The organism is Thermoleptolyngbya sp. PKUAC-SCTB121, assembly GCF_016919485.1.
Lineage (GTDB): Bacteria > Cyanobacteriota > Cyanobacteriia > Elainellales > Elainellaceae > Thermoleptolyngbya > Thermoleptolyngbya sichuanensis.
Genome location: NZ_CP070366.1, coordinates 3,982,898 through 4,005,712 on the forward strand (window position 1 = coordinate 3,982,898; position 22,815 = coordinate 4,005,712).

General features: G+C 56.2%; 19 protein-coding genes. 8 read left to right on the forward strand and 11 right to left on the reverse strand.

The window, feature by feature from the left end:
* Window positions 1-197 precede the first annotated feature (197 nt).
* Window positions 198-467, forward strand: a complete 270-nt coding sequence (locus tag JTM80_RS16315; protein WP_172354271.1) for a hypothetical protein — start codon at window positions 198-200, stop codon at window positions 465-467.
* 18 nt (window positions 468-485) lie between these two features.
* Window positions 486-2,093 carry a bluetail domain-containing putative surface protein gene (locus tag JTM80_RS23140; protein ID WP_205369834.1) on the forward strand — a complete coding sequence of 536 codons (1,608 nt, stop codon included), beginning with the start codon at window positions 486-488 and terminating at the stop codon, window positions 2,091-2,093.
* 238 nt (window positions 2,094-2,331) lie between these two features.
* On the opposite strand, the gene JTM80_RS16325 is transcribed toward JTM80_RS23140, so the two are convergent.
* The 4 genes from JTM80_RS16325 to JTM80_RS16340 form a co-directional block, all read right to left on the reverse strand.
* Entirely contained in the window at window positions 2,332-2,904 is a 573-nt protein-coding gene (locus tag JTM80_RS16325) for a peptidoglycan-binding protein (protein WP_172354270.1), read from the reverse strand.
* A 443-nt stretch (window positions 2,905-3,347) separates the two neighbouring features.
* Complete coding sequence (locus JTM80_RS16330) at window positions 3,348-5,438, reverse strand: DUF4912 domain-containing protein (protein ID WP_205369836.1); 2,091 nt, start codon at window positions 5,436-5,438, stop codon at window positions 3,348-3,350.
* A 131-nt stretch (window positions 5,439-5,569) separates the two neighbouring features.
* The gene (locus JTM80_RS16335) at window positions 5,570-7,033 is read right to left on the reverse strand and encodes a folylpolyglutamate synthase/dihydrofolate synthase family protein (protein WP_205369837.1); all 1,464 of its coding nucleotides are present in this window, start codon (window positions 7,031-7,033) and stop codon (window positions 5,570-5,572) included.
* A gap of 66 nt (window positions 7,034-7,099) precedes the next feature.
* Window positions 7,100-9,100 (reverse strand): ABC transporter ATP-binding protein/permease, encoded by a 2,001-nt coding sequence (locus JTM80_RS16340; RefSeq protein WP_172354267.1) that lies wholly within the window; start codon window positions 9,098-9,100, stop codon window positions 7,100-7,102.
* Window positions 9,101-9,487: 387 nt separating this feature from the next.
* On the opposite strand from JTM80_RS16340, the gene JTM80_RS16345 reads away from it, so the two are divergent.
* A complete protein-coding gene (locus JTM80_RS16345; protein WP_172354266.1) occupies window positions 9,488-10,480 on the forward strand; it encodes a carbonic anhydrase in 993 nt (330 codons plus the stop codon).
* A gap of 111 nt (window positions 10,481-10,591) precedes the next feature.
* Here the strand turns inward: JTM80_RS16345 and JTM80_RS16350 are convergent, their stop codons facing one another.
* The gene (locus JTM80_RS16350) at window positions 10,592-11,035 is read right to left on the reverse strand and encodes a VOC family protein (RefSeq protein ID WP_399367937.1); all 444 of its coding nucleotides are present in this window, start codon (window positions 11,033-11,035) and stop codon (window positions 10,592-10,594) included.
* Between JTM80_RS16350 and JTM80_RS23145 the strand changes: the two genes are divergently transcribed.
* On the forward strand, window positions 11,019-11,144 hold the full coding sequence (locus JTM80_RS23145; RefSeq protein ID WP_255548788.1) for a hypothetical protein: 126 nt from the start codon (window positions 11,019-11,021) through the stop codon (window positions 11,142-11,144). The two genes, JTM80_RS16350 and JTM80_RS23145, sit on opposite strands and share 17 nt — an antisense overlap.
* A 25-nt stretch (window positions 11,145-11,169) precedes the next feature.
* On the opposite strand, the gene JTM80_RS16355 is transcribed toward JTM80_RS23145, so the two are convergent.
* The 3 genes from JTM80_RS16355 to JTM80_RS16365 form a co-directional block, all read right to left on the reverse strand.
* Window positions 11,170-11,973 carry a hypothetical protein gene (locus tag JTM80_RS16355; protein ID WP_172354264.1) on the reverse strand — a complete coding sequence of 268 codons (804 nt, stop codon included), beginning with the start codon at window positions 11,971-11,973 and terminating at the stop codon, window positions 11,170-11,172.
* Window positions 11,974-11,990: 17 nt separating this feature from the next.
* Complete coding sequence (locus JTM80_RS16360; RefSeq protein WP_172354263.1) at window positions 11,991-13,148, reverse strand: hypothetical protein; 1,158 nt, start codon at window positions 13,146-13,148, stop codon at window positions 11,991-11,993.
* 234 nt (window positions 13,149-13,382) lie between these two features.
* The gene (locus JTM80_RS16365; RefSeq protein WP_205369839.1) at window positions 13,383-13,793 is read right to left on the reverse strand and encodes a ubiquinol-cytochrome c reductase iron-sulfur subunit; all 411 of its coding nucleotides are present in this window, start codon (window positions 13,791-13,793) and stop codon (window positions 13,383-13,385) included.
* 155 nt (window positions 13,794-13,948) lie between these two features.
* Here JTM80_RS16365 and JTM80_RS23150 point away from each other — a divergent pair, with 155 nt between their 5' ends.
* Window positions 13,949-14,080, forward strand: coding sequence for a hypothetical protein (locus JTM80_RS23150; protein ID WP_255548789.1), 132 nt, complete (start codon window positions 13,949-13,951; stop codon window positions 14,078-14,080).
* A 95-nt stretch (window positions 14,081-14,175) separates the two neighbouring features.
* Here JTM80_RS23150 and JTM80_RS16370 read toward each other — a convergent pair whose 3' ends face one another.
* A complete protein-coding gene (locus tag JTM80_RS16370; RefSeq protein ID WP_172354261.1) occupies window positions 14,176-15,999 on the reverse strand; it encodes a WG repeat-containing protein in 1,824 nt (607 codons plus the stop codon).
* Window positions 16,000-16,526: 527 nt separating this feature from the next.
* Between JTM80_RS16370 and clpB the strand changes: the two genes are divergently transcribed.
* Both clpB and JTM80_RS16380 read left to right on the forward strand, forming a co-directional pair.
* Window positions 16,527-19,145: an ATP-dependent chaperone ClpB gene (gene clpB, locus JTM80_RS16375; RefSeq protein WP_172354260.1), complete on the forward strand. Its 2,619-nt coding sequence runs from the start codon at window positions 16,527-16,529 to the stop codon at window positions 19,143-19,145.
* Between the two features lie 149 nt (window positions 19,146-19,294).
* Entirely contained in the window at window positions 19,295-19,828 is a 534-nt protein-coding gene (locus tag JTM80_RS16380) for a hypothetical protein (protein ID WP_172354259.1), read from the forward strand.
* A gap of 89 nt (window positions 19,829-19,917) precedes the next feature.
* Here JTM80_RS16380 and JTM80_RS16385 read toward each other — a convergent pair whose 3' ends face one another.
* Window positions 19,918-20,187, reverse strand: a complete 270-nt coding sequence (locus tag JTM80_RS16385; protein ID WP_172353190.1) for a hypothetical protein — start codon at window positions 20,185-20,187, stop codon at window positions 19,918-19,920.
* A 278-nt stretch (window positions 20,188-20,465) separates the two neighbouring features.
* Here JTM80_RS16385 and JTM80_RS23155 point away from each other — a divergent pair, with 278 nt between their 5' ends.
* Window positions 20,466-20,597 (forward strand): hypothetical protein, encoded by a 132-nt coding sequence (locus tag JTM80_RS23155; protein WP_255548791.1) that lies wholly within the window; start codon window positions 20,466-20,468, stop codon window positions 20,595-20,597.
* A 472-nt stretch (window positions 20,598-21,069) separates the two neighbouring features.
* Here the strand turns inward: JTM80_RS23155 and hisG are convergent, their stop codons facing one another.
* Window positions 21,070-21,774, reverse strand: coding sequence for an ATP phosphoribosyltransferase (gene hisG, locus JTM80_RS16390; protein ID WP_172354258.1), 705 nt, complete (start codon window positions 21,772-21,774; stop codon window positions 21,070-21,072).
* Window positions 21,775-22,815 lie beyond the last annotated feature (1,041 nt).

Sequence of the window (22,815 nt, forward strand, 5' to 3'; positions counted from 1 at the left end):
CCATAGATCTGCATCGCTGGAATTAAGTTGTAGGAATTTTTACTGACTGCTGTTTAGTTGAAAAGAAGATTTGGGTAAGCTCTGCGTAGTTTTTCCAGTATGGCGGCTACTCTTTCAGTCGCCATACTGGACACTTTGTAGTAGTTCATACCGCTGATCTCGAGTACGTCGGAAACTAGGGGAAATAAGAAAGTTCTATGGCAAATCTTGCGCCCGTGCTGGACACCTCAGGAGCCATCACTCTGGGGGCGATCGCCGCTGATATTTCCCCAGCCGCCAACCTCGGCATCAGCCTGTCGGAACTCGTCGGCAGCGGGATCACCGATGCCAACGGAGACCCCACGGGCATCGCCATCACAGGCGCAGACAATACCAACGGCACCTGGCAATATTCTCTCAACGGCGGCACTACCTGGATTGATTTCGGCTCCGTTTCCGAGAGTTCTTCCCTCATCCTGGGAGCCTAAACCCTTTACAGCGGACTATTGGGCACCAAACCTACCGACCAGCCCTGGCTAGCCTTTGGCAATTTGGGAGACATGACCGAATCACTGATCGCTGGAGGCGTGAATCTCAATACGCTGGGGAACTCTGCTTTTCCTGGAGGCATCCGAAACTTGACCTATGCTGGATACGGCAACAAAAACACCAGCGGTAATCTGGTCAACTCCCGTTTTCCAGAACTGGATGCAGACCAGGGATTTACAGTTGCCTTCAGCATTAACTTCGTTTCAGAGGCTCGCAGCAACGAAAACCGGGCCGGCTTCAGCATCCTCGTGACAACCCAGACCAACACCAAGGCGATTGAACTGGGCTTTCAGCAGATTAATAGCTCAACGGGCAAGATCTTTGCCCAGGGCGATGGCATCACGCCCAATCCTGGCGGGGAGCCGAACAACCTGTTTGTGGCGGCAGAGTCCGTCAGTTTTAACACCAATCAGGTTGCCGACTACCGACTGACGATTCTGGGCAATCGCTACACGCTGTTTGCCGACGGCAATCAAATTCTGTCTGGACCGCTGCGAAACTACACAGCCTTTGAAGGAGTTACACCACCGGGCGGCACGGAACCAATCGATCCCTACGAAGAACCCAATGTCATCTTTTTGGGCGACAACACGACATCGGCGCGGGCATCGGTGAATTTCTATCAACTGGTGCTGCAAACCCAGACGCGGGTGCGGTTTCAGCCAAATGCTGGATTTAATGGCACGTCGAATTTCACCTTTCGAGGGTGGGATACGACGGATGGTAAATCGAATGGCGATCGCACTAATACCAGCACAAACGGCAGCTCTACTCCCTTCAGCGCAGCCTTTGCAGCCGCGACTATCACAATTCAAGCGGGTGGCACAGGCGGCGGCACAGGTGGTGGAACGGGCGGCGGCACGGGTGGCGGCACAGGTGGTGGAACGGACGGCGGCACGGGTGGCGGCACAGGCGGCGGTACGGGTAGTGGTACGGACGGCGGCACAGGCGGCGGCACAGGCGGCGGCACACCCCTGCAAATCGAATTTATCGGCACTGAAAATGACGACACCCTGACAGGCAACGCCGCGAATAACCGAATTTGGGGATTGGCAGGCAACGACCTGCTGGTTGGCGGCGACGGCGACGATACGCTGGTCGGCGGGCTGGGGCAAGACACCTACGACGGCGGGCTGGGGGCCGATGTGCATGTGTTCGCAGGCGCAACGCTCAGAGCAGCCCTGCAAACCTCTCCAGTTCGCAGACCCGATCGCATTTTGAACTTTGGGCCGGCCGATGTCATTCAGTTTGATTTTGACGATAATCTTGCCACTCCTGATCTGCCCAGGAAGCTCTTCAACGCAGGCAGGATTCGCGCCAAAACGCTGCTGGATGCCACCCGGCTCGCCTTTGCCGACAAAAACCAGAAGCAGCGAGGCAAACAAGCGCTGAGGGCGCTGGAGGCGACGTTCTTTACCTATCGAGGCACCCGCTATCTGACTTTTAATGACCCAAAGGCAGGCTTCAGTCCCCGCAATGATTTTCTAGTGGCGATGCCGGGAATGCAGTTTGACGCGAGCGATGCCAACCGGGGTGCGCTGCGGGTCAGCAATTATTTTGTGTAACCATGTTTTGTGTGTAACTGTGTTTTGTTTCGCAGTTTTGTTTCGCAGCAAGACCTATATCGCTAATCTGTATTGCTAAAAATTCAGTGTCGCTACACAAAATCGCTACAGAACACGCTACAAAAGTCGCTACACAAAGTCGCTACAAAACAAGAGTGGGGCGCTTGATTAAGCGCCCCACTCAACTATGGCTATCCAAAATAATTAAACCTCTCAACTCGACAATGGCGACGGCCGGCTAAACTCGCCCAAGAGCAGGCACCAGACGGCGCAGACGATGCATTTTCACCCTGGGTTGCTCAGGCTGAGCAGTTTGGGGGTCAGGATTGAGCGCTTTGTGGAGCGCCGTCCAGGTTCGGGGACAGACAGTGCCGCTGGGGGTGAGGCTGTTTTGGGCTTGAAAGGCGATCGCCGCCTCAGCCGTTTTTTCGCCAAACACGCCATCCACGGTCAAAGCATTGCCCAATCGATTCAGCACTTTCTGCAATACGTAGACATCGGCTCCAGAATGGCCAGGGCGCAGAGTGCGACAGCCGGGCTGGAGGGTGGCCTTGAGGGTGGCGAGGGTTGTTGGATCAACGATCCCGTCTACCCGCAGATTTTGCCGGCGCTGGAAGGCGCGAACTGCTTCTTCTGTTAGCCAGCCAAAATCCCCATCCACCTTAACCCGATAGCCATGAGCGCAGAGGAGTTCCTGCACTTCGGCAACGGCATGTCCCGTATCCCAGGGGTACAAACAGGTTGGGTTGGCAGAAACGATTGCTGTTGCAAGTGGCTTGCTGGCGATCGCCCGCGATTGATCTAGGGTCATTTCGAGTCTCCTTCCCCTGGCGTGGGACTTGATTGTGTGCGTGTCGCCGCGTGGTTTGGTTTTGGGACAAGATGCCCCGCTCCGCACACGGCTTTTGTTTCATGGTTGGGTTGTGAGGATTACCTCGTGAAAGTAGCCTTAGAATGCTTTTCTGACGTGCTGATCTCAGCAGTTGGACACCTTCGAGCCGCGCTAGAACCTGTGCGCCTTGCGTCGCAAGACGCGCAGGACTCCCAGCGTTGATCTATGGGCATCCGTCTACTCAGATTGCGTCTTCGATGCTTTCTAAAGTAGAGGACTTGTGAGTTGAAAACTTCACCGGGCAAGGTCAATAAAACTTCACCCATATCGGCGATTATACTGTGAAACTACAATCGCCGTGGGTTCTCGTCCGGGTAGCTTCTTCAAAGCTTTAAGGATACCACGCGGTGGCCAGCGTTATCCTACAAGTCCAGATCCAGGTCGTCCAGATCCAGGTCGCTCAGGTTTAAGTTGCTGAGCGGGTCAGGTTCCGCCGCAAGCACCTGTTCCGCTGTGACCACGTCCGACGCTGGGGGAACTCGGACAGGTTCAGACTGGGCTAGCTTGATCCAGCGGCGATCGCGCGTCACGTAACCCAGTTCCACCAGATAATCTCGATGGGGCTGCGGAATCGGGATGTGGCAATCGGGTACGGCCTCGTTGCACTGGAACTGGCGCACAGGGCGCAGAACACCCCCCGCTTCGCGCTCGGTCACGTCGTAGAGATGCAGCGCCATCACCTCGCCACCGTTTTGCCGCGCCGCTGCTTTCCGCTGTTCCGAGACTTCCCAATACACGTAGGCATCGGTCTCATCGCGGGGCACCAGGATAATGCGGCTGGGGGCGATCGCCCCAATCGGCGGCGCAGTCGGGGCTGGCACGCCGACCGGAGGCACTGCACCCATCGCAATGCCCGACTCAGTACCCGACCCAGTGCCAGACTCTGCCCAACCGCCCTCGGTTTCACCCGGAACGCAGGCAGGTACATGCACCGCCGCCGAGCGTGCCAACGGCAGCCACTCTCGCTCATTCGACAGGTAGCCGACTTCAGCCACGTAGTCTCCGGCTTCTTCGGCAACCGGGATGTGGAAATCTTGCGTATTTTCGTCGCAGTCAAACTGCTGCATATTGCGCTCGTCGGCGCGGCTCGCGTCTTTTCCCGTCACGTCATACAGCCGCAACTGGAGATTGCGCCCGCCTTGTTCTGCTAGCAATGCGCGATCCGCCTCCGACAATTCCCAATAGGCATAGACATCGCGGCAGGAGCGGGGTGTTAGCACTAGCCGACTCGTACCTGGCAAATCGAGCAGGGCTTCGTCTTCGGGCTTGCGGAATAGCCACCACAGCAGCCCGCCCAGCACCGGCACAGCCAGCAGCAGGAACCAGGGGAAACTGCCGCCTTCCGCAGGCTCATCGGCAGTCTCCGCCGGAGATTCTGGCGCAGGAGAAACCGTTCCCGCAGGCGTTTCCCCAGGCACAGGCTCACCCGGCGCGGGCGTTGCGGCAGGCTCCGCAGGCGAGGCATCGGGCACTGGGGAGGCATCGGGCGCGACGGGCGAGGCATCGGGCGCGGCGGGTGAGGCCGGCGCAACGGCGACCGGGGGCGGGGCAACAGGTGCGCCACTTGCACCGGGGCTGACCGCAGCCTGCACATTGGCATCGGTCGCAAAGCCCAGAAACGCCTGGGCCGCCTCATTGGGCTGGGGCCCTTTGTAGACATAAAACACGGGCAGCGAGAAGGGATAGCGGGGGTCAGACGGCAACACGTCGTCCATCGGCACAGCGCGAACGTCCGAGCGACCCAGCACCTCATCGGCGATCGCATAGCCAATGCCGTCGTTGCCCAACTGCCGCACTAGCTCATCGGTGGTGTCTGGATTCAGCCGCACCACGCTGCCGCCACTGCCAAAGGGACGACTTCGATATTTGTCATAGCTGGCGATCGCCCGCCGCAGGTCACTGCCTTCGGGTCGGTCGATGGGGCGAATCGCTCCTGGCGCACCGCCAAAAGCAGACCAATCCGTTACATCGCCCCAGTAAATTTGGGACACGGCTTCATCGCTGAGGCTGCCATTAAACGGATTGTTGCTGCCGACGATAAAGGCAATTTTGCGCCGTCCCGCAGGCACCGCCACCAGCCCTCGCGCTTTTTCGGCATCCGTCAGCGGACGGGCGATCGCCGCTAGATCTACCCGGCCCGCATCCACCGCCTGCAACGCATCCTCGGCCCCGTCGGCAGAAAGGTTGACCTGAGTACCTGGATAACGGGATTCAAACTGCTGTTTGAACGCCTGGTTAATTGCGCTGAGGCTGGGGGAGCCGTTGATATTGATACGAGTGCCGCTGGGAACGCTGGCAGGCAGCGCAAATCCGGTTGTGCCGCTTTGAGCCAGGGCCGGCGCTAGTCCCATTGTCTTCCAGGCAGCAGTCCCCGCGATGGACGGTGCGATCGCGGCCGATAGCAAAAACACCAGCGTCGCGGCGGAGGTTCCCCGATGTTTAATCCTACTCATAGCGCAACTCTCAGATGAAACGGTCTTGTTTAGCGTTTTGATAAACCAAGCGGACGCTCTATACGAGTTTGTCTATCGCCTGCTCTCTATGCGCTTACATCCTATGTCACTTGCGCCAAAAATGAACCAGATTACGCAAGATTCTTGGTGCTTGTCAGCCGACAGCGCTTCAGGAAATGCCCAATCAGATACAGCGATCCACACAACACGACCAAGGGTGCGCCATCGCCCGATTGTGTAGCACCAGGGGCAGACTCTTCAGAGGCACTGAAGGCCGCCTCCAGTGCTGGCCATACGTCCGAATGCTGTTGCGATCGCGCCAGTTGCGGCTGTGCCTCGGTGGCCAGCGCGGCCAGCTTTTCCAGGTCAACGGGAGAATGCTCTGGAACAGGGACAAGATGGAGGCGATCGCCCGGCCGCAGCAGCGCCCGAAATACGTCCGCGTGATCCTTCGTGCCGATCATACCGATGACCCAGGTGATGGGGGACGAGCAGCGGTCGCGCCAGCGTTGCGGAGCAATATCGCCCTGCTCGATTTGCTGATCGACATACTGCCGGAGGGCGATCGCCCCAGCCGGATTGTGCGCCCCGTCGATCATCAGCCGATGCCCTTGCCAGTCCATCCACTGCATCCGGCCGCGCCACTGCGTCCTGGCCATGCCTGCCACGATGTCTGCATCCGAAATGGCCCACCCCCGCAGCCGCAGCAGCTGCAAGGCAGCTAGGGCAACGGCGGAGTTGGTGAGCTGGTGTGCGCCGGGGAGGGGTAGCGGGTAGGAGATGGTGGCTTTGGGGCGTGGGGCGTTATCTACCTCGTTGCCTATCTCGTTGCCTATCTCGCTACCTAACCCGCCATCCCACTGCCACTCGGCCCAGCCGTTGCCCAGATCGACCGCAGGCTGCACCCAGATCGCAGGACACTGGAGCGCGTGCAGACGGGCTTGCAGCACGGCGGCGGCTTCTGGTGGCTGGGGGGCGATCGCCGCTGGACAGCGAGCTTTCAGGATTCCGGCTTTTTCGCCGGTGATGTCGGCCAGGGTGGGGCCGAGGCGCTGCCAGTGTTCGCGGCTGAGGGAGGTGATGAGGCTGACGAGGGGGCGATCGCACACATTGGTGGCATCCAGCCGCCCGCCCAGCCCCACTTCCATCACCGCTACATCGACCTGCTGTCGCGCAAAGTATAGCCATGCCGCAGCAGTGACCACTTCAAACTGGGTGGGCGACGGGTAGTTGGGATCAATCGCGGCCACGACTTCTTCCAAAAGCGAGTGCAGCGCGTTCACCGAGATATCCTCGCCGTTGAGCCAGATCCGTTCGCACCAGTGTTCCAAATGGGGGGATGTATAGCGTCCCACTCGATAGCCCGCCTGCATCAGCACGGCAGACAAATAGGCACATACAGATCCTTTGCCATTACTGCCTGCGATGTGCAGCACGGGCACTTGTCGCTGGGGATTTCCCAGCGCCGCCAGCAGCCGCGAAATCCGCTCTAGCCCCAGTTCCACGCCAAAATGGGTAAAGCGACTCAGCAGCGCATCTACCGGATCGAGGACGGGTGAGTCGCCAGGGAGCGTAAGGTTAGGGTCGAGAACCATTCATCGAAGCATTGATACAGATCGAAGATATAGATCGAAGCGAATTGAATCGAATTGATCGGGAAATCAGGCGAAAACGTAATCATCGGGCTGATATTCAGCCGTGGGCGTGAGCCGCCAAGTGGTGTCGCCTGTGAGTTCCAGCACGTAGTCGTGATATTTCAGCAGGCTGGGGCGATGGCCAACGCTGATGTAGGTGGTGTCTTTTTGGCGGAGTTGGTCGTAGAGGCGGCGCTCGTTTGCCAAATCCAGAGCGCTGGTGGCCTCGTCTAGAATGGCGTAGCGCGGCCGGGTCAGCAGCAGGCGGGCAAAGGCGAGGCGCTGCTGTTCGCCCAAAGACAGCACGTTGGCCCAGTCTAGCTCCACGTCAAAGCCGCCGACCCGCTCCGGCAAATCCGACAGATTCACCTGTTCTAGGGCGTAGCGCAACTGCCCCTCGTCAATGAGTGCGTCGGGATGGGGATAGAGCAACTGGTCGCGCAGCGTGCCCAGCACCATGTAGGGCCGCTGGGGCAAAAACAGCATTTCGTCTAGGTCGGGGCGGACAATGCGACCGGTGCCCTGGTTCCACAATCCGGCGATCGCCCGCAAAATGGAACTCTTGCCCGCGCCGCTGTGGCCCACGATCACCAGTCCCTGACCTGGCTCCAGCTTGACGGACAAATCGCGGACTAGGAGGCGCTGATTTTTGGGGGTCACCAGCGTCACATGCTCCAGCGAGATTTGAGAATCTTCCACAGTATCAATGGCAGTTTCGCCTGCTTCCAGGGGCTTGTCTACCTTGTCTTGGAGGGACTCGGTAAAGGTTTCTAAACGGTTTACGCCAGCCGCAAATTCGCTGAGCTGGTTGATTTGCAAAACGACTAGGGCAAAGGCTTCAAAGATTTGGGAAAAGGCGAAGTTGGCCTGGCTGATGTCGCCAAATCGAATCTGGTCTTGAAACAGCATCGGAGCCAGAATCGCAGACGGCAGAATGAAGGTGAGATATCGGTAGGGCGTGCGAAAAAAGCCCATCGTTCGCTGCCAGCCAATCAGGAAATGGTAGTTCCGCAGCACCTCTACAAACCGTCGCTGGAGTTGCCCTGCCTCCTGCGCTTCGCCCTGGTAGAAGGCAATCGATTCGGCATTGTCGCGCACATGCACCAGCCCGTAGCGAAAATCGGCTTCCTTTTTGAGCTGGTTGAAATTGAGCGAAATCAGCCGTCGCCCCAGCAGCGCCACAACGACCGTTCCCACTAGGGCGTAAAAAATCAGAAATACGGTCAGACCGACAGACTTGGACAGCAAGATGCCCGTGAAGGAAATCACGTCGATGATTGACCCCAGAAAGATCAGCAGGAAGTTGAGGCTGTAGCTTGTGAAGGAGTTGATGTCTTGGGAGATGCGCTGGTCGGGATTGTCGATCAGGTCGTCTGAGTTGAGGTTGTAATAGGCGCGATTGCTGAAGTATTGTCCCAAAAAGCTATTGGTCATCCACTCGCGCCAGCGCAGCCCCAGCAGGTCTTGCACATAGCGGTAGAACACCACAAAGGGAGTGGCGATCGCAAACACGCCCGCATACACGATGAAAAATCGCCAGAACGTCGGCGCATCTTTTTCCGCCAGCGCCGTGGTGAAGAAATTGCCCACAAAGCTGATCACCACGTTCATGCCGCTGACACACAGCAGTAGCAGCAGCAGCGCCGCCAAAAACGTCCACTGCTGCCAGCGCGGTAGCACCTTGTCTCGCGCAAAAAAGAACGCAATCCAGGGCACAATCAGCCCCGCCGTCAGCACAAACACCATCGGCGGGCTGAACAGCGTATTTGCCAAAGACACCATGCCGCCTGCGGTTTCTGCCATGAATTCGGGAAAGCCTCGTTCGATCGCAAGCGTGAGCAGGCCCACCACCGTGGCCAATAGCGCAAACAGAAACACAATCAATAGCCCTAGCAGCACAAAAAACTGCCAGCCGCCGCGCCCGGTGGGAAACCAGTAGGGCTGGGCGATCGCCACGAAGCGATTCCACAGCCGCCAGTCAAAACGATTGAGACGATTCAGGGAGGAATTCGGGGTGTCAGCGGTCATGGGTTGTGTTGCGAGTTAAATCAGAGGGCGTTTACAGGCTGCATCGCACTGCGTTTCAGCAGGCTGCATCTCATTGTAGTGTGAGAGACGCTGGCAGGAAGAATTGCCGCCGATTTCAGGAAAACAAGGGCAGGAGCCAGGGCTTTGGCGCGGGTTTAGTCTAGGCTGCCGACTTCTCTCCCTTGCTTATTGCTCCGATTAGCATCCATAAACACTAAGACGGGCCGTGCTGTTCGATAATAAAGATTGCTTGCTAAGACGCACCGACTTTGCCCGTTCTCTGTAGATTGATTCAGAGATTAGATTTAGTCAGAGAGAGTAAGTTGGTCAAAGCAAGCGCCTTTTAACCCCCTCTTCCCGTATTTTCATCGCCCAAGGCATCTCGCCATGAAAGAATTAATTAAGGGTCTGCGTGAGTTCAAAAAGAGCTTCTATTGCACTCATATCGACCTCTACGAAGAATTGGCACAAGGGCAGCATCCGATGGCGCTGATTGTCTGCTGTGCCGATTCGCGGGTTGGACCGGAACTGTTGACCAACGCTGAACCGGGCGAGATTTTTGTAATCCGCAACGCAGGCAATATCATTCCGCCCTATGGCGCAACCAACGGCGGCGAGGGCGCGTCGATCGAGTATGCGGTAGAAGCGCTGGGCATTCGCGATATCGTGATTTGCGGGCACTCTCACTGCGGCGCGATGAAAGGGCTGCTCAAGCTGAACACGCTAGAGGAAAAGATGCCCTTGGTCTACAACTGGCTAAAGCACGCCGAGGCTACTCGTCTGCTGATCAAGGAAAACTACACCCACCTAGAGGGCGAGGAACTGCTAAACGCCACGATTGCAGAAAACGTCCTGACGCAGATCGAAAACCTAAAAACCTATCCGTCGATTCACTCCAAGCTATACGACGGCACGCTCAAGATTTACGCCTGGATCTACGATATGGATCGCGGCGAGGTGTGGGCCTACGATGCCGAAAAGCACGCCTACATTCCACCCCATGCCCAGCTTCCGGAAGACGAGCTAGATCCCGATTTGCTGACGGATGCGCCGATCACTTGTGAGATTCCGGCAGGTTCGGCGGCTAGCGCTGCCAGCAGCAAAAGCAGCAGTACCAACACCAGCAATACCTGGTATGTCAACAGCGCTAGCAGCAGTTCGGGCAACAGCGACGGTAGTAGTGCTGGCGCGTTGAACGGCAATGGCGCATCGAACGGCACTGGCGCGGGTAATGGCGCATCTAAGGGCGTAACGTCTGCCCCACCTGCTGCGTCAGAAACTTCTAGCTCAGGCGCGTCTCGCGGGGCGCACTGGTTTCCTCGCACGCGCCTGTCGCCAGAACAGCAGGATCGCATTTATCGAGGCTCTGGCTCACGCTAGCAGGGTGATGATTGGGAGTAATGATTGGGAGAGAGGGAGGGCGATCGCCCTCCCTCTCTCCTTCCTTTAAGGGATAACGGATAAGCGATGACGGATGACGGATTTCCCAAGCTACGACGTGGCAAAGATCGCTGCATCGTCTGCAAACGCCTTGAACTCTAGCGCATTGCTGCTGGGGTCGAGGAAAAACATCGTTGCCTGTTCGCCCACTTCGCCTTTGAAGCGAGTATACGGCTCAATGATGAACGCCACGCCGTGCGATCGCAGCCTTTCTGCCAGCGCCTCCCACTCATCCATCTCCAAAATCACGCCCCAGTGCTGGGTGGGCACTGCTTTGCTATCGACTAGATTGGTGGCATTGGTGCCCATTACCCCTGGGGCATCGTCCACTAAATGCGCCGTCACCTGATGCCCAAACAAGTTGAAGTCAATCCATCGCGAATCGGTTCTGCCTACCGCACAACCCAAAACAGCCTCATAAAAGACACGGGTTGCAGATAGATCTTGGACAGGAAACGCAACGTGAAACGGACGAGGCATGGTGGGATTTTGGATTTTGGATTTTGGCGAGGATACAGGCTTGGAAATTGGGGCGTTTGGCTTTGGCAGCGGGATTGGGCTGATTCCACAATCCAACATCCACAATCCAAAATCCCCAATCTAAAATCCAAAACCCTGCTCCCTAATTCCTATTGGCAGGTCGCTCGTCCCCATTGACCGTCGTAGCTGACCGACACCTGATCGCCGCGCTTGGCAGGAAAGGGCGACAGGTGAACCAGCGTAGTGTCTGCCATCTGGGCCACATTGCCTTTCCAGATGGTTTCTCCGGCGGCGTTTTTGCCGACGTAGGACAGGCTGGAGGTGAGGACGTTGGTGGACGTGCGGGGGCGAAACTCGACGCGGCTAAACCCGGCTTCACGAGTGTAGAAGGCGGTGAAATCAACGCGATCTTGCACCGTGCCGTTGCAGGTCATGGATAGGTTGTCCTGGTTGGGTTCCTCCGGAGCTACGGTGACGGGCGGCGCGGGAGTTGGCGCGGGGGGCGGCGGGGCGGGCGTGAACTCGGCAATTCTGCCGGACTCTTCGACGAGGAGTTGCCCCGAACTGGTCAGGGATTGCACAAAGCAGGTGCCATCGGGAAAGACGCGGGCGTAGAAAATGGCTTCACCTTTATATCCATAGGTAGTGCTGCCGTCGGGATTGCTGGTGACTGTTACGCCCGGTGCGCGGCTGAGGTTGTTTAGATTAGGCTTTTGCAAAAACGACATCAAGGGCTGGTTGTTTTCCCACAGCACTTCGGCAAAGTAGTTGGTCGTGTTGCAGGTAACGGGCTGCCTGGATATGGGGACATCAGGTGAGGCGGGCGCAACAGGCGTGGCGGGAGGGGGCGTTCCGTCGCTGGTTCGGGGATCTCGGCAAGATGCCAGGGCGATCGCCCCCAGGATCGTCCCCAAAACCGTCAACCTTGCCCAGCCCATCCGTCTATGACTCATCGCTCCTGATTCCCTCATCACAAACTCTTTTGGTAAATGCGATAGGTCTTGTAAATCTTCGCGCCCGTCGCTTCGATAATCTTACGTGATGGCATGTTGTCTTCATATACCCAGGAGAGTTCTGCTTCGCGGTAAGGTTTGCGCTTGGTCACACCGCCCTCTCGCCCCAGATAAATCAATGCCATTGGCACCAGTTTGCGGATATATTCCGGCAGGGAGCAGATCGCCACGACGCGCCCCGTATCGATGCTGCGGCGATACCAGAGAAATTTCAGAATGCCCAGCCAGTCTAGCTTGCCATTCACCTTTTGCAGCACGGGGCTGTAGTTGGGCAGTGCCATAAAGAAGCCCACCATTTCGCCCTCGTATTCTGCAATGATGAACACGTCAGGGTCAGCAATATCCTGAAGCGATTTGGCCTCTTCCAGAAATTCCTCTAGCGTGCGCGGTGTAGAACTCCAGTTGTCGGCAAAAGCTTTGTTGAACAGGTGATAAATTGCGGTGCAGTCTTCGATAAATTCATCGCCCTTGAGTCGCAGGTTGCGGAAGGTGATGCCTGATTTTGAGGCAATGCGGTGTGCCCGCTCAAACTCTGGGGGCAGGGGCTTTGTGAGATCCAGTAGATAGGCGTAGGCATCTTTGGCTTTTTGCCAGCCGTGTTGCTCAAACAGGCGGGGATAGTGGCGCGGGTTGTAGGGCATCATCATATAGGGCATGGAGTCGAACCCGTCTACCAAAAATAGGCAGTTGTTGTGGGTTGATAGGTCGATGGGGCCTCGCGCCTGGCTCATGCCCTGCTGCCGCAGCCAGTCGCAGGCCGAGTCGAGCAGGGCCTTGCCGACTTCGGCTTCGTCGATGCATTCAAAAAAGCCCACCAATCCAATATTTTCGCCCTCTCGCGCAATCAGGCGATCGTTCACCGCAGCCACCACACGCCCCACGGGCTGCGTGCCGTTTGGCCCAAAGCGCGTGGCGATGAACTGCTGCAAGCGCCCGTATTCAAAAAAGGTATTCTCAGGTTTGAAATACTTGGCGATGCTGCTGCGGAGGGGCGGAACCCAGTGGCGATCGCCCGCATATACCACCGACGGCACATCCAGGAATAGCTCCTGGTCGCCCGGCGATAGCACTGGGCGCACCTGCACCTCGCCAACCTGCTTGACGGTCTGAGTCATCGCATTGCAGCCAAAACGTTATTTAGAGAATTTAGACCGTTGGTTGAACTGTGTCTAGGGGGATGAGGGTGATGGATTGGATTATTTCAAAACGCGGTCACTTTGTCACTTTCAGGACTTACGCACTTGCGATAAGCTCTTTGGGTTTTGGACGATTTCTCGCGGGCTGCGCCCGCGAGAAATCGTCCAACTGCGTTTCTGGCACTTCAATACTCCAACCCTCTGCCACTCGTCTTACCCCTGTACCAAAATCGTCTCACCCTCTACCTTGACAGGATAGGTCGCCAGCGCCCGGTTTGCAGGGCCCTGCACGACTCCGCCCGTCGGCGAAAAGAGGGAATTGTGGCAGGGGCAGGCAAAGAGGGCGGTTTGCTCTCGCCATTCGACGGTGCATCCCGCATGGGGACAGATCCGGCTGACGGCCATGAGGTCGCCGCTGTCGGGATTTTTGAGCAGGGTGATGGGGGCAGTGCCCACTTGGGTATTGAGGCGATCGCCACTCTGGGCAAGCTGGCTCAGGGTTCCCACCTGTTGAAAAGTGCCTCCTGCCGCAGGCGGGCCGGGCGGCTCGGCAGATCGACAAGCAGGCAGGGCAGCGCTGGCAGCACTGGCGGCAGTCAGTCCGAGAAAGGTGCGACGTTCCATAGACTATTTCGGGATATTTCGGGATATTTCGGGAGAGGGTTTCCGGGGAATCAGGATTGGTCTGCTCTAGCTAAGCTCGTTCTTGCCCACTAGAATGTTAGGCACAGATTGACCCATACTGCATGGCGGCGCTGTACGTAATACCTCCGACACTTATGCCTCCGACTCGCAAATTGGCAAAAGGTTTCCCTAGGCGATTTACCAAAGGGCTGAAAATTTTGGTGCTGCTGAGCCTGCTGGCGCTGGTGTATGTAGGGCTTCAGGGGTGCGACGGCGTGACGGGGTGACAGCAGAAAAAATGAAGAAGGAAAAACGAAAAAGGAAAAAGCTTCGTTCTTCATTTTTCTTCCCTCTTCGTTCTTCTTTCTTCTTTCCTCTTCCCTCACGCCCTGCCCAAATACCCCCACCGCCCGCCTTGCTTGACCGCAGCGCGATCGCCATGAAAGGAGCCAGCGTCGGCAAACTGCGGCTCAACCACGAAGGTTCCCTGGAGATCGATAAAGCCCCAGAGTCCGCCCAGCTTCACGGCGGCCAGACCTTCAGAAAAGGGAAAGGCATCTTCAAACTTCAGCGGAATGACGACTTTGCCCTCTGGAGCAATATAGCCATAGCGGTCTTCGTGGCGCACGAGGGCGAGTCCATCGGTGAAGCTAAAGGTGTCGTCGAACTGGGCGGGGATGACGAGTTCGCCTGCGGGGTTGATGTAGCCGTAGCGCCCGTCGATGCGGACTCGCGCCAGCCCATTTTGAAACGTGTGGGCCACGTCAAACTCGGCAGGAATCACCAGTGCGCCCGTTTTGTCGATAAAGCCGTATTTGCCCTGGAGCGTGACGCGGGCCAGCCCTTCGGAGAACTCGTCGGCGCTGTCGAACTGGGGCGGGATGATGACTTTTCCGGCGGGGCTGATATAGCCGTAGCGATGGTCGATTTCCACCCCCGCCAATCCTTCGCGGAAGGCGGGCGCGGCACTCTCAAACTGCGGCTTGATCAGCCATTGCCCCCGCGTGTCGATGTAGCCGTAGCGGTGGTTTTGCTCGACCCGCGCCAGCCCGTTGACGAAGTTTTCAGCGCTGTCGAACTGGGGGGCGATCGCCAGTTTTCCCAGATCATTGATGTAGCCCCAGCGCTGCCCAACGGAGATTCGCGCTAGCCCCTCAGAGAACTCGTAGGCCCCTTCGCGGTAGATGCCGATGGGATCGACTTCGATTTTGAGCGGGATGGCAATTTCGCCAGACGTGCTGATGTAGCCGAGGCGATTCTTTAGCACGACGGCCGCCAGCCCCTCAGAAAAGTTTCGTGCTAGGTCAAACTGGGGGGCGATCGCCAGTTCATAGCGCGGCGGTTCTGGCTCGCCCAAAAAGCTAGCGAGTTCTTCTGGGGAGAGGGTTTTTGCAGTCGGCAGTGCAGGCAGCGCCGCCAGCACCTCGGCCACGGACTGGAAGCGCTGCTCGACGGATTGACGCACCATGCCATCCAGCGCATCGGCAAGCTGAGCGCTGACCCGCGCCTCGTCCCGCCATGCGATTTCGCCTGTCGCCGGATCGCGGGGAAGCTGTTTGGGAGAATAGCCCGTGAGCGCCTGAATTGCCAGCATTCCCAGCGCATAAAGGTCGCTGGCAGGAATGGGCTGTCCGGCAGACTGTTCGGGCGGCACGTAGCCCGCCGTACCAACGGTCTGCGTAAAGTAGGGCTTGCCCTCGGCATTCACCATCAAATGGCGGATCACCTTGACATTGCCAAAGTCGATCAGCACTAGCTTTTTGTCGCTCCAGCGGCGCAGCAGGTTTTGTGGCTTCAGGTCTTGATGCACGACGTTCTGGGCATGGGCCACTGCGAGGATCTCTAGCACCTCATGCAAAAAGCCCAGCACTTCTTTCTCATCGCGGCGATCGCCCAAAAAGAGCGACTGCCGCAAATCGTGCCCGTCGATCAGCTCTTGCACCAGATAAAACTCGCCACCCTGCTCCAAATGGTCGTAAAGTTTGGGAATCTGGTCGTGCTTGCCGATCAGATACAGCTTCTCGACCTCGGCTTCAAAGAGCGATCGCGCTGGAGCCAACACCGACGGCAGCTTCGACTGGGGCTGAATCTTTTTGACCACGCACTTGGGGCTATTGCGACGGTAAGTGTCTTCGGCCAGATACGTCTTGCCAAAGCCCCCGCGCCCTAATTCTCGAATCGTTTCATACCGCCCGCCGATTAACATTGCTTTGCCCTACCGCGCACCCCGGCGCTCGCTACTGTACTAGCCGTATTCATTAGCCGTATTCATTAGCCGTATCCAATGGCAAATCCCGAAACCATCGATGCCTGTTTCAGACAGCCCTGTTTCAGACAGCCCTGTTTCAGAATGCCCATTTCTCAGGGGCAATTTCTCAAGCGTGAACCCGTCAAACCGCCTTTGTCTGCCCGTTTCCCATTGTTTTAAGAAAAATTAATGGAAACCGTATTGCGCGGGGTGGGAAGCCCGATCCTGGCGATCGCCCCTCCCTCCGTAGAATGAGTTTATATACCGGGTTGGCCAGACTGTAAGCCGGACTGTAAGCCGGACTGTAAGCCGGACGATTAGCCAGACTGTATGATCCCACGCTTCAGGGATTCCGGTAGCGGATTTTGGATTTTCGATTTTCGGTTTCGGCTCAAACCCGATGGCTCCTAAACGTCCAAAATCCCAAAATCCAAAATCCCAAAATCTAAAATTCTTACCCCTAACCCCCAACTTCTAACGACGCTATGCAACCGACTAGTCCTGACAAATTCACCGAAAAAGCCTGGGAAGCCATTGTCAACACCCAGGAAATTGCCCGCCAGTCCAAACAGCAGCAGATTGAAACCGAACACCTGATGAAGGCGTTGCTAGAGCAAGACGGGCTGGCCGTCAGCATTTTCAACCGGGCGGGCGTAAATGTGCAGCGGGTGCGCGAGTTTACCGATAGCTACATTGCGCGGCAGCCGAAGGTATCCGGCGGCGGTTCGTCGGTGTATCTGGGGCGATCGCTCGACACGCTGCTAGATCGCGCCGAAGCCGCCCGCAAGGAGCTAGGTGACGACTTTATTTCCGTCGAACACCTGCTGCTGGCCTATCCCAAGGATGACCGATTTGGGCGATCGCTGTTCCAGGATATCCGGCTCGACGAAGCCAAGCTCAAGCAAACCGTAGAACAAGTGCGAGGCAGCCAAAAAGTGACCGACCAAAACCCCGAAGGCAAATACGAGGCGCTGGAAAAATACGGACGCGACCTGACCGAATCGGCCAAGCAGGGCAAGCTTGACCCAGTGATCGGGCGGGACGACGAAATTCGCCGCACGATCCAAATCCTGTCGCGCCGCACAAAGAATAACCCCGTGCTGATTGGCGAACCGGGCGTGGGCAAAACGGCGATCGCCGAAGGGCTGGCCCAGCGCATCGTCAAGGGCGACGTACCCGAATCGCTGAAAGACCGCAAGCTGATTGCCCTGGACATGGGCGCACTGATTGCGGGCGCGAAATATCGCGGCGAGTTTGAAGAACGCCTGAAGGCGGTGCTGAAGGAAGTCACCGACTCCAACGGGCAAATTATTCTGTTTATCGACGAGATCCACACCGTCGTCGGCGCGGGCGCAACCCAGGGCGCGATGGATGCGGGCAACCTGCTGAAGCCCATGCTGGCGCGGGGCGAACTGCGCTGCATTGGCGCGACCACGCTGGACGAATACCGCAAGTACATCGAAAAAGATGCAGCCTTGGAGCGCCGATTCCAGCAGGTGTATGTGGATCAGCCGTCGGTGGAAGATACCGTCTCGATCCTGCGGGGTCTGCGCGAACGCTACGAAAACCACCACGGCGTGAAGATCTCCGACAGTGCGCTGGTGGCGGCTGCCATGCTGTCGAACCGCTACATTTCAGACCGCTTCTTGCCCGATAAAGCGATCGACTTGGTGGACGAAGCCGCCGCCAAGCTGAAGATGGAAATTACCTCCAAGCCAGAGGAACTGGACGAGGTAGACCGCAAGATCTTGCAGCTTGAGATGGAAAAGCTGTCGCTGCAAAAGGAAACGGACACCGCCTCGCGCGATCGCCTAGAGCGGCTCGAAAAAGAACTGGCTGACCTCAAGGAAACCCAAACTGCGCTAAATGCTCAGTGGGATGCGGAGAAAGGCATCATTCAGGATATCCAGCGCATTAAGCAAGAGATCGAAAAGGTCAACATCGAAATTCAGCAAGCTGAGCGCGACTATGACCTCAACCGCGCTGCGGAGTTGAAGTATGGCAAGCTGGCTAGTTTACAAAAAGAACTGGCTGATGCTGAAACGCGCCTGACGCAGACCCAAACCAGCGGCAAATCTCTGCTGCGGGAAGAAGTCACCGAGTCCGATATTGCAGAAATTATCTCCAAGTGGACGGGCATTCCCGTCAGCAAGCTGGTGGAGTCGGAAATGCAGAAGCTGCTGCACCTAGAAGACGAACTGCACCGCCGCGTGATTGGGCAGGACGAAGCCGTGACCGCTGTGGCGGACGCGATCCAGCGATCGCGCGCCGGACTCTCCGACCCCAACCGCCCGATCGCCAGCTTCATCTTCCTGGGGCCGACGGGCGTGGGCAAGACGGAACTCGCTAAAGCCCTGGCCAGCTACCTGTTCGACAGCGAAGAAGCAATGGTGCGGATCGACATGTCGGAATATATGGAGAAACACGCCGTTTCCAGGCTCATCGGTGCGCCTCCGGGCTATGTCGGCTACGACGAAGGCGGACAACTCACCGAAGCAATTCGTCGCCGCCCCTATGCCGTGGTGCTGTTCGACGAAATCGAAAAAGCCCATCCCGACGTGTTCAACGTCATGCTGCAAATCCTCGATGATGGGCGCGTTACCGATTCTCAGGGACGCACGGTGGATTTCAAAAACACCATCATCATCATGACCAGCAACATCGGCTCGCAATACATCCTCGACGTGGCCGGCGACAACAGCCGCTACGACGAAATGCGGGGTCGGGTGATCGAGGCGATGCGATCGCACTTCCGTCCCGAATTCCTCAACCGCGTGGATGAATTCATCATCTTCCACAGCCTGCAAAAGTCGGAACTGCGGAACATCGTGCGCCTGCAAGTGGCCCGGCTGGAACAACGTCTGGAAGTCCGCAAGATGGTGCTGCGCCTCTCCGACGCAGCCCTCGACTTCCTTGCCGATGTGGGCTACGACCCGGTCTACGGCGCTCGTCCGCTAAAGCGAGCCATCCAGCGCGAACTGGAAACGGCGATCGCCAAAGCCATCCTGCGCGGCGAATTCACCGACGGCAACACGATCTACGTCGATGTGGAGCACGAGCGGCTGGCCTTCAAGCGGCTGCCCGCCGAGCTAACCACCGTCTAGTGGCGCGATAAGGCAACTCTTGCATCCCCCCTCGGCCTTTTTAGGCTGAAGGGGGGATCGGAATTGCCCACTTCAGGCCCAGTCCTAAATACATCGGGTTTGCACCCAAAACCTCTATAACTGGAAATAGTAAATTCCTGACACCGCCAATGCTCATCTCTGCCGATACTCGTGTTCCGTTTCCCCGCCCGCTGGTCTACTCCACCTACCGCGACAAGCTCATGGAGTTAGTGCCCTATATGCCCAATATCCGAGGCGTGCAGGTGCGATCGCGCGAGGGAAATGGCGACTGGATAAAATTCGTCAACGAGTGGCAGGGAGGCGGCGATATCCCAACCGCAGCCCGCGCCTTTTTGAACGAGTCGATGCTGTCCTGGACAGAACACGCCGTCTGGCATGGCGATCGCTTCACCACTGAATGGCAAATCGAAACCCACGCCTTTACCGAAGCAGTACGCTGCTTGGGCACGAATCACTTTTTTGAAAACGAGGGGATGACCGTCATCGAAAGCCGGGGAGAACTCATCATTGATCCCCGCAAGCTCAAGGACGTTCCGCCGTTCCTGGCAGGCATGGTCAGCGGCATCGTGGAGGACTTTTTGGGCAAAAAGATCGGCCCCAACCTAGTGCAAATGGGCAGCGGCGTGACGACCTATTTAGAACGCCAAGCCGTTCGCCCGTAGAGCGTTCAGAATCCGTCACTCATCTTTCAAGCTGCCTGTCTGCTTCAGGACAGCTTGGAAGATCAGCAATTTCTTTGAAAGACCACCTATCAGGCTAGCGACGTTTTGCGGCGGGTGGTTCGTGCTTTTTTAGTCGTCTTTGCAGCAGTCGTCGGAGTAGCTTTAGCAGGCTGCTCTGTCGCGGGACGGATCGGCCCATCAAAGGAAATCAGAAACGAAGTTTGGGGCAAAACGCGACTCACCAGCTTCAGATAAGATTCCGCATCGTTGCGATAGCGAAACCGCGCTACGGGAGCATTCTGCATAGTGGGCAGCAGCTTGTAGACAACCCAAGGGCTAAGCTGATCTTGATAGGTCATAAGAATGGCTCCTTGCTGAGATTTAGTTGAAATTTAAGCAATGGTATGGTTGCCGCCGGACTTGAAAAGCAGCTTGTTGAGCAAAACCCTGGAGCATATTCCAGGTAGCGCACCCCAGGTAGCGCACTCCAGACAAAGCGCTCTCTAAAGCAGCGTCTAGTTCTGAAAGATTTGCCAGAAAGAACTGCCTGAAAGACCTGGTTGAATCTGCTTCAATGAAGCCGAATCTACCTCAGCGCCCACGCAGGCACGCGACACCCTGATCTTCGACCTGCGGCATGAAACAAGCCGACAAAAAGCAGATCTTCAATGCTAGAAACATTGAAGAATCAGCAGTTCAAACAACTTATGTCAAACAACCTCTAGCAGCGCTTGAACCGCTGCCCACAGTCTTGAAACCTGAGTGGTAACCGAAACCCGTAGCGTAAACTCAGATCAAATCCAAATCAAATCCAAATCAAACCCGGAACATCAAAGCCAGATCGACTTCAGTCGAAATTGCGTCCGATCGAAATCATCTCCACAGCTTCACCAGCATAACCGACTGTTGGCGTTCTAACTTCTTTTTCAACAATCTAGACGCGCTCCCAGAGCAGATTTTCGAGTCATTACACAGTCTTTACAGACAAAAGGACAGCACAATGCAGAAACTCAGCCTAGGAAACAACACCCAAATTCGCTGATCAGAAGTATGCAAAACACGCCTCAAGACGCTACTGCTGACCAAAGCTATTCCCGTAACTACTATATATAGTTGTCTGATCGAAAAAATTCAACTGTATATGGGGTCTATCGGGAAAACTAAATATTTTTTTACACTTTACGCTTTTGGGTCGGCAATCGGAATAAGCGCCATTCTTGCAATCTTGGTCGAGTCAAGGCTCAGGCAGAAGCCGGAGTTTCAACCACAGTTTTAATTGCAGCCTCAGCCACGGCTTTGCCAGCGACTACTTGAGAAGTGTGTGTCCGCAGTTGCTCCACAATATCCTGCACGCCGTCTTGATTGAGCCGATAGCTGAGCGGATGGGCAATCAGTCGGGCCGTACTTTCAAACAGGCGATCGATTTCAATCAGGTTGTTTTCCTGGAGGGTGCGCCCGGTAGCCACCAAGTCCACGATCGCCTCTGACATCCCTGTGATTGGCCCCAGCTCTACAGACCCATAGAGCGGCACGATGTCTACGGGTAAGTCTAGGCTCTGAAAATAGTCGTGGGCGCAGCGCACAAACTTGGACGCAACTCGGCAGTGGGGCGGCAGATCGAGTGCTGAGCGATAGGGGCTGGTCGCTTTGACCGCGACCGACATGCGGCATTGCCCAAATCCCAAGTCCACCAGATGGGCAACCTTGGGCTGTTTTTCACGCAACACGTCGTAACCAATCACGCCTAGGTGTGCTTGTCCATATTCCACATAAACGGGCACGTCGTAATTACGAACTAGCAGCCCGTGCGCCCGCCCACTGCTATCAAGGATTTCAAGCTGGCGATTGGCTGGGTTGAGAAACTCGCTGAAATCAAGCCCGATGGCTTGAAAAAGCTGAATACTGTCTTTTAGCAGCCCGCCTTTGGGCAGCGCAACGGTCAGCATAGAGGATGAAGTCGATAGCTTTACTAATATAAATTTTAGTTGATTTCTATACCCGTTTAGCCGCAGCTAGCGTTAATCAAACTCAGAAATGATGCGTCTGGATGAGGCAGGCGGGTGAGGCGATCGCCCCTTCCTCAAAGTATTCTCTAAGTATGTCTCTTGATGGGAGAGAATTGAGTTACGACTCTTACTCCCGGAGTTTGGCATTTGATTTCTAGAGGGAAGATTCCAGAAGTGTTGAACGCAATGTTAGCAGGGCAAGTTCATAGCTGAATCCAGTACAAAAGATCTATAATTCTGCCTGTAATGACCTACTTATTGCTTCCATTCTCAATAATCCGCCTCTTGAGAGTGCTTTTTGTAAAGTTTTACCATCAAGATTCAACACTTCTGGGAAGATTCAAGTCCGATCTTGCGTTTCAGAATCCAATCCTGAAGCAAGCTGACACAAATAAACGGAAATGACTTTTTGCAAGTCTATTTGCGTAGCCTCGACACTTCAACTGCAAAACTCTAACTGCAAAAGTTTAATAATCTTTGCAGACGCTTAGCTATTTTTGGGGTTGATCTTATGTACAGTTATCCTACAATGCCACTTCCTCAGATGATGCTCGGAGCATCCTTGCAAAGGCAGTGGCGATTCCCTCAGGCGATGCTTGGAGCCTCCTTGCAAAGGCAGGGTCGATCCAGGCTGTATCTCAATCTAATTTTATCTAGCGTAAATAGAATCAACCTATGGTTGCCCAGTTTATTTTCGCTGATTTGGTGCAGCAATCAGTCGGGGCAAACTAACTCTTCAGATAGCCGACCAGAGGATTTGGGTACGGATAATGCAGTCTCTGAACCACTAGCTTATACAACAGAAGACACTCAACTGGACGTTCCGGCAGTCGAGTTGAGTGGCTTTTGGATACAAGAACAATTGACAGAGAATGCGGATATAACCTCAGCCAGCGCTTACGCTTTTGATGTGACTGAATCTCGCTGTTTGAGACACTGTTGGACATCCAATCGAAACGCAGAGCATCGATGTCTTGTAGG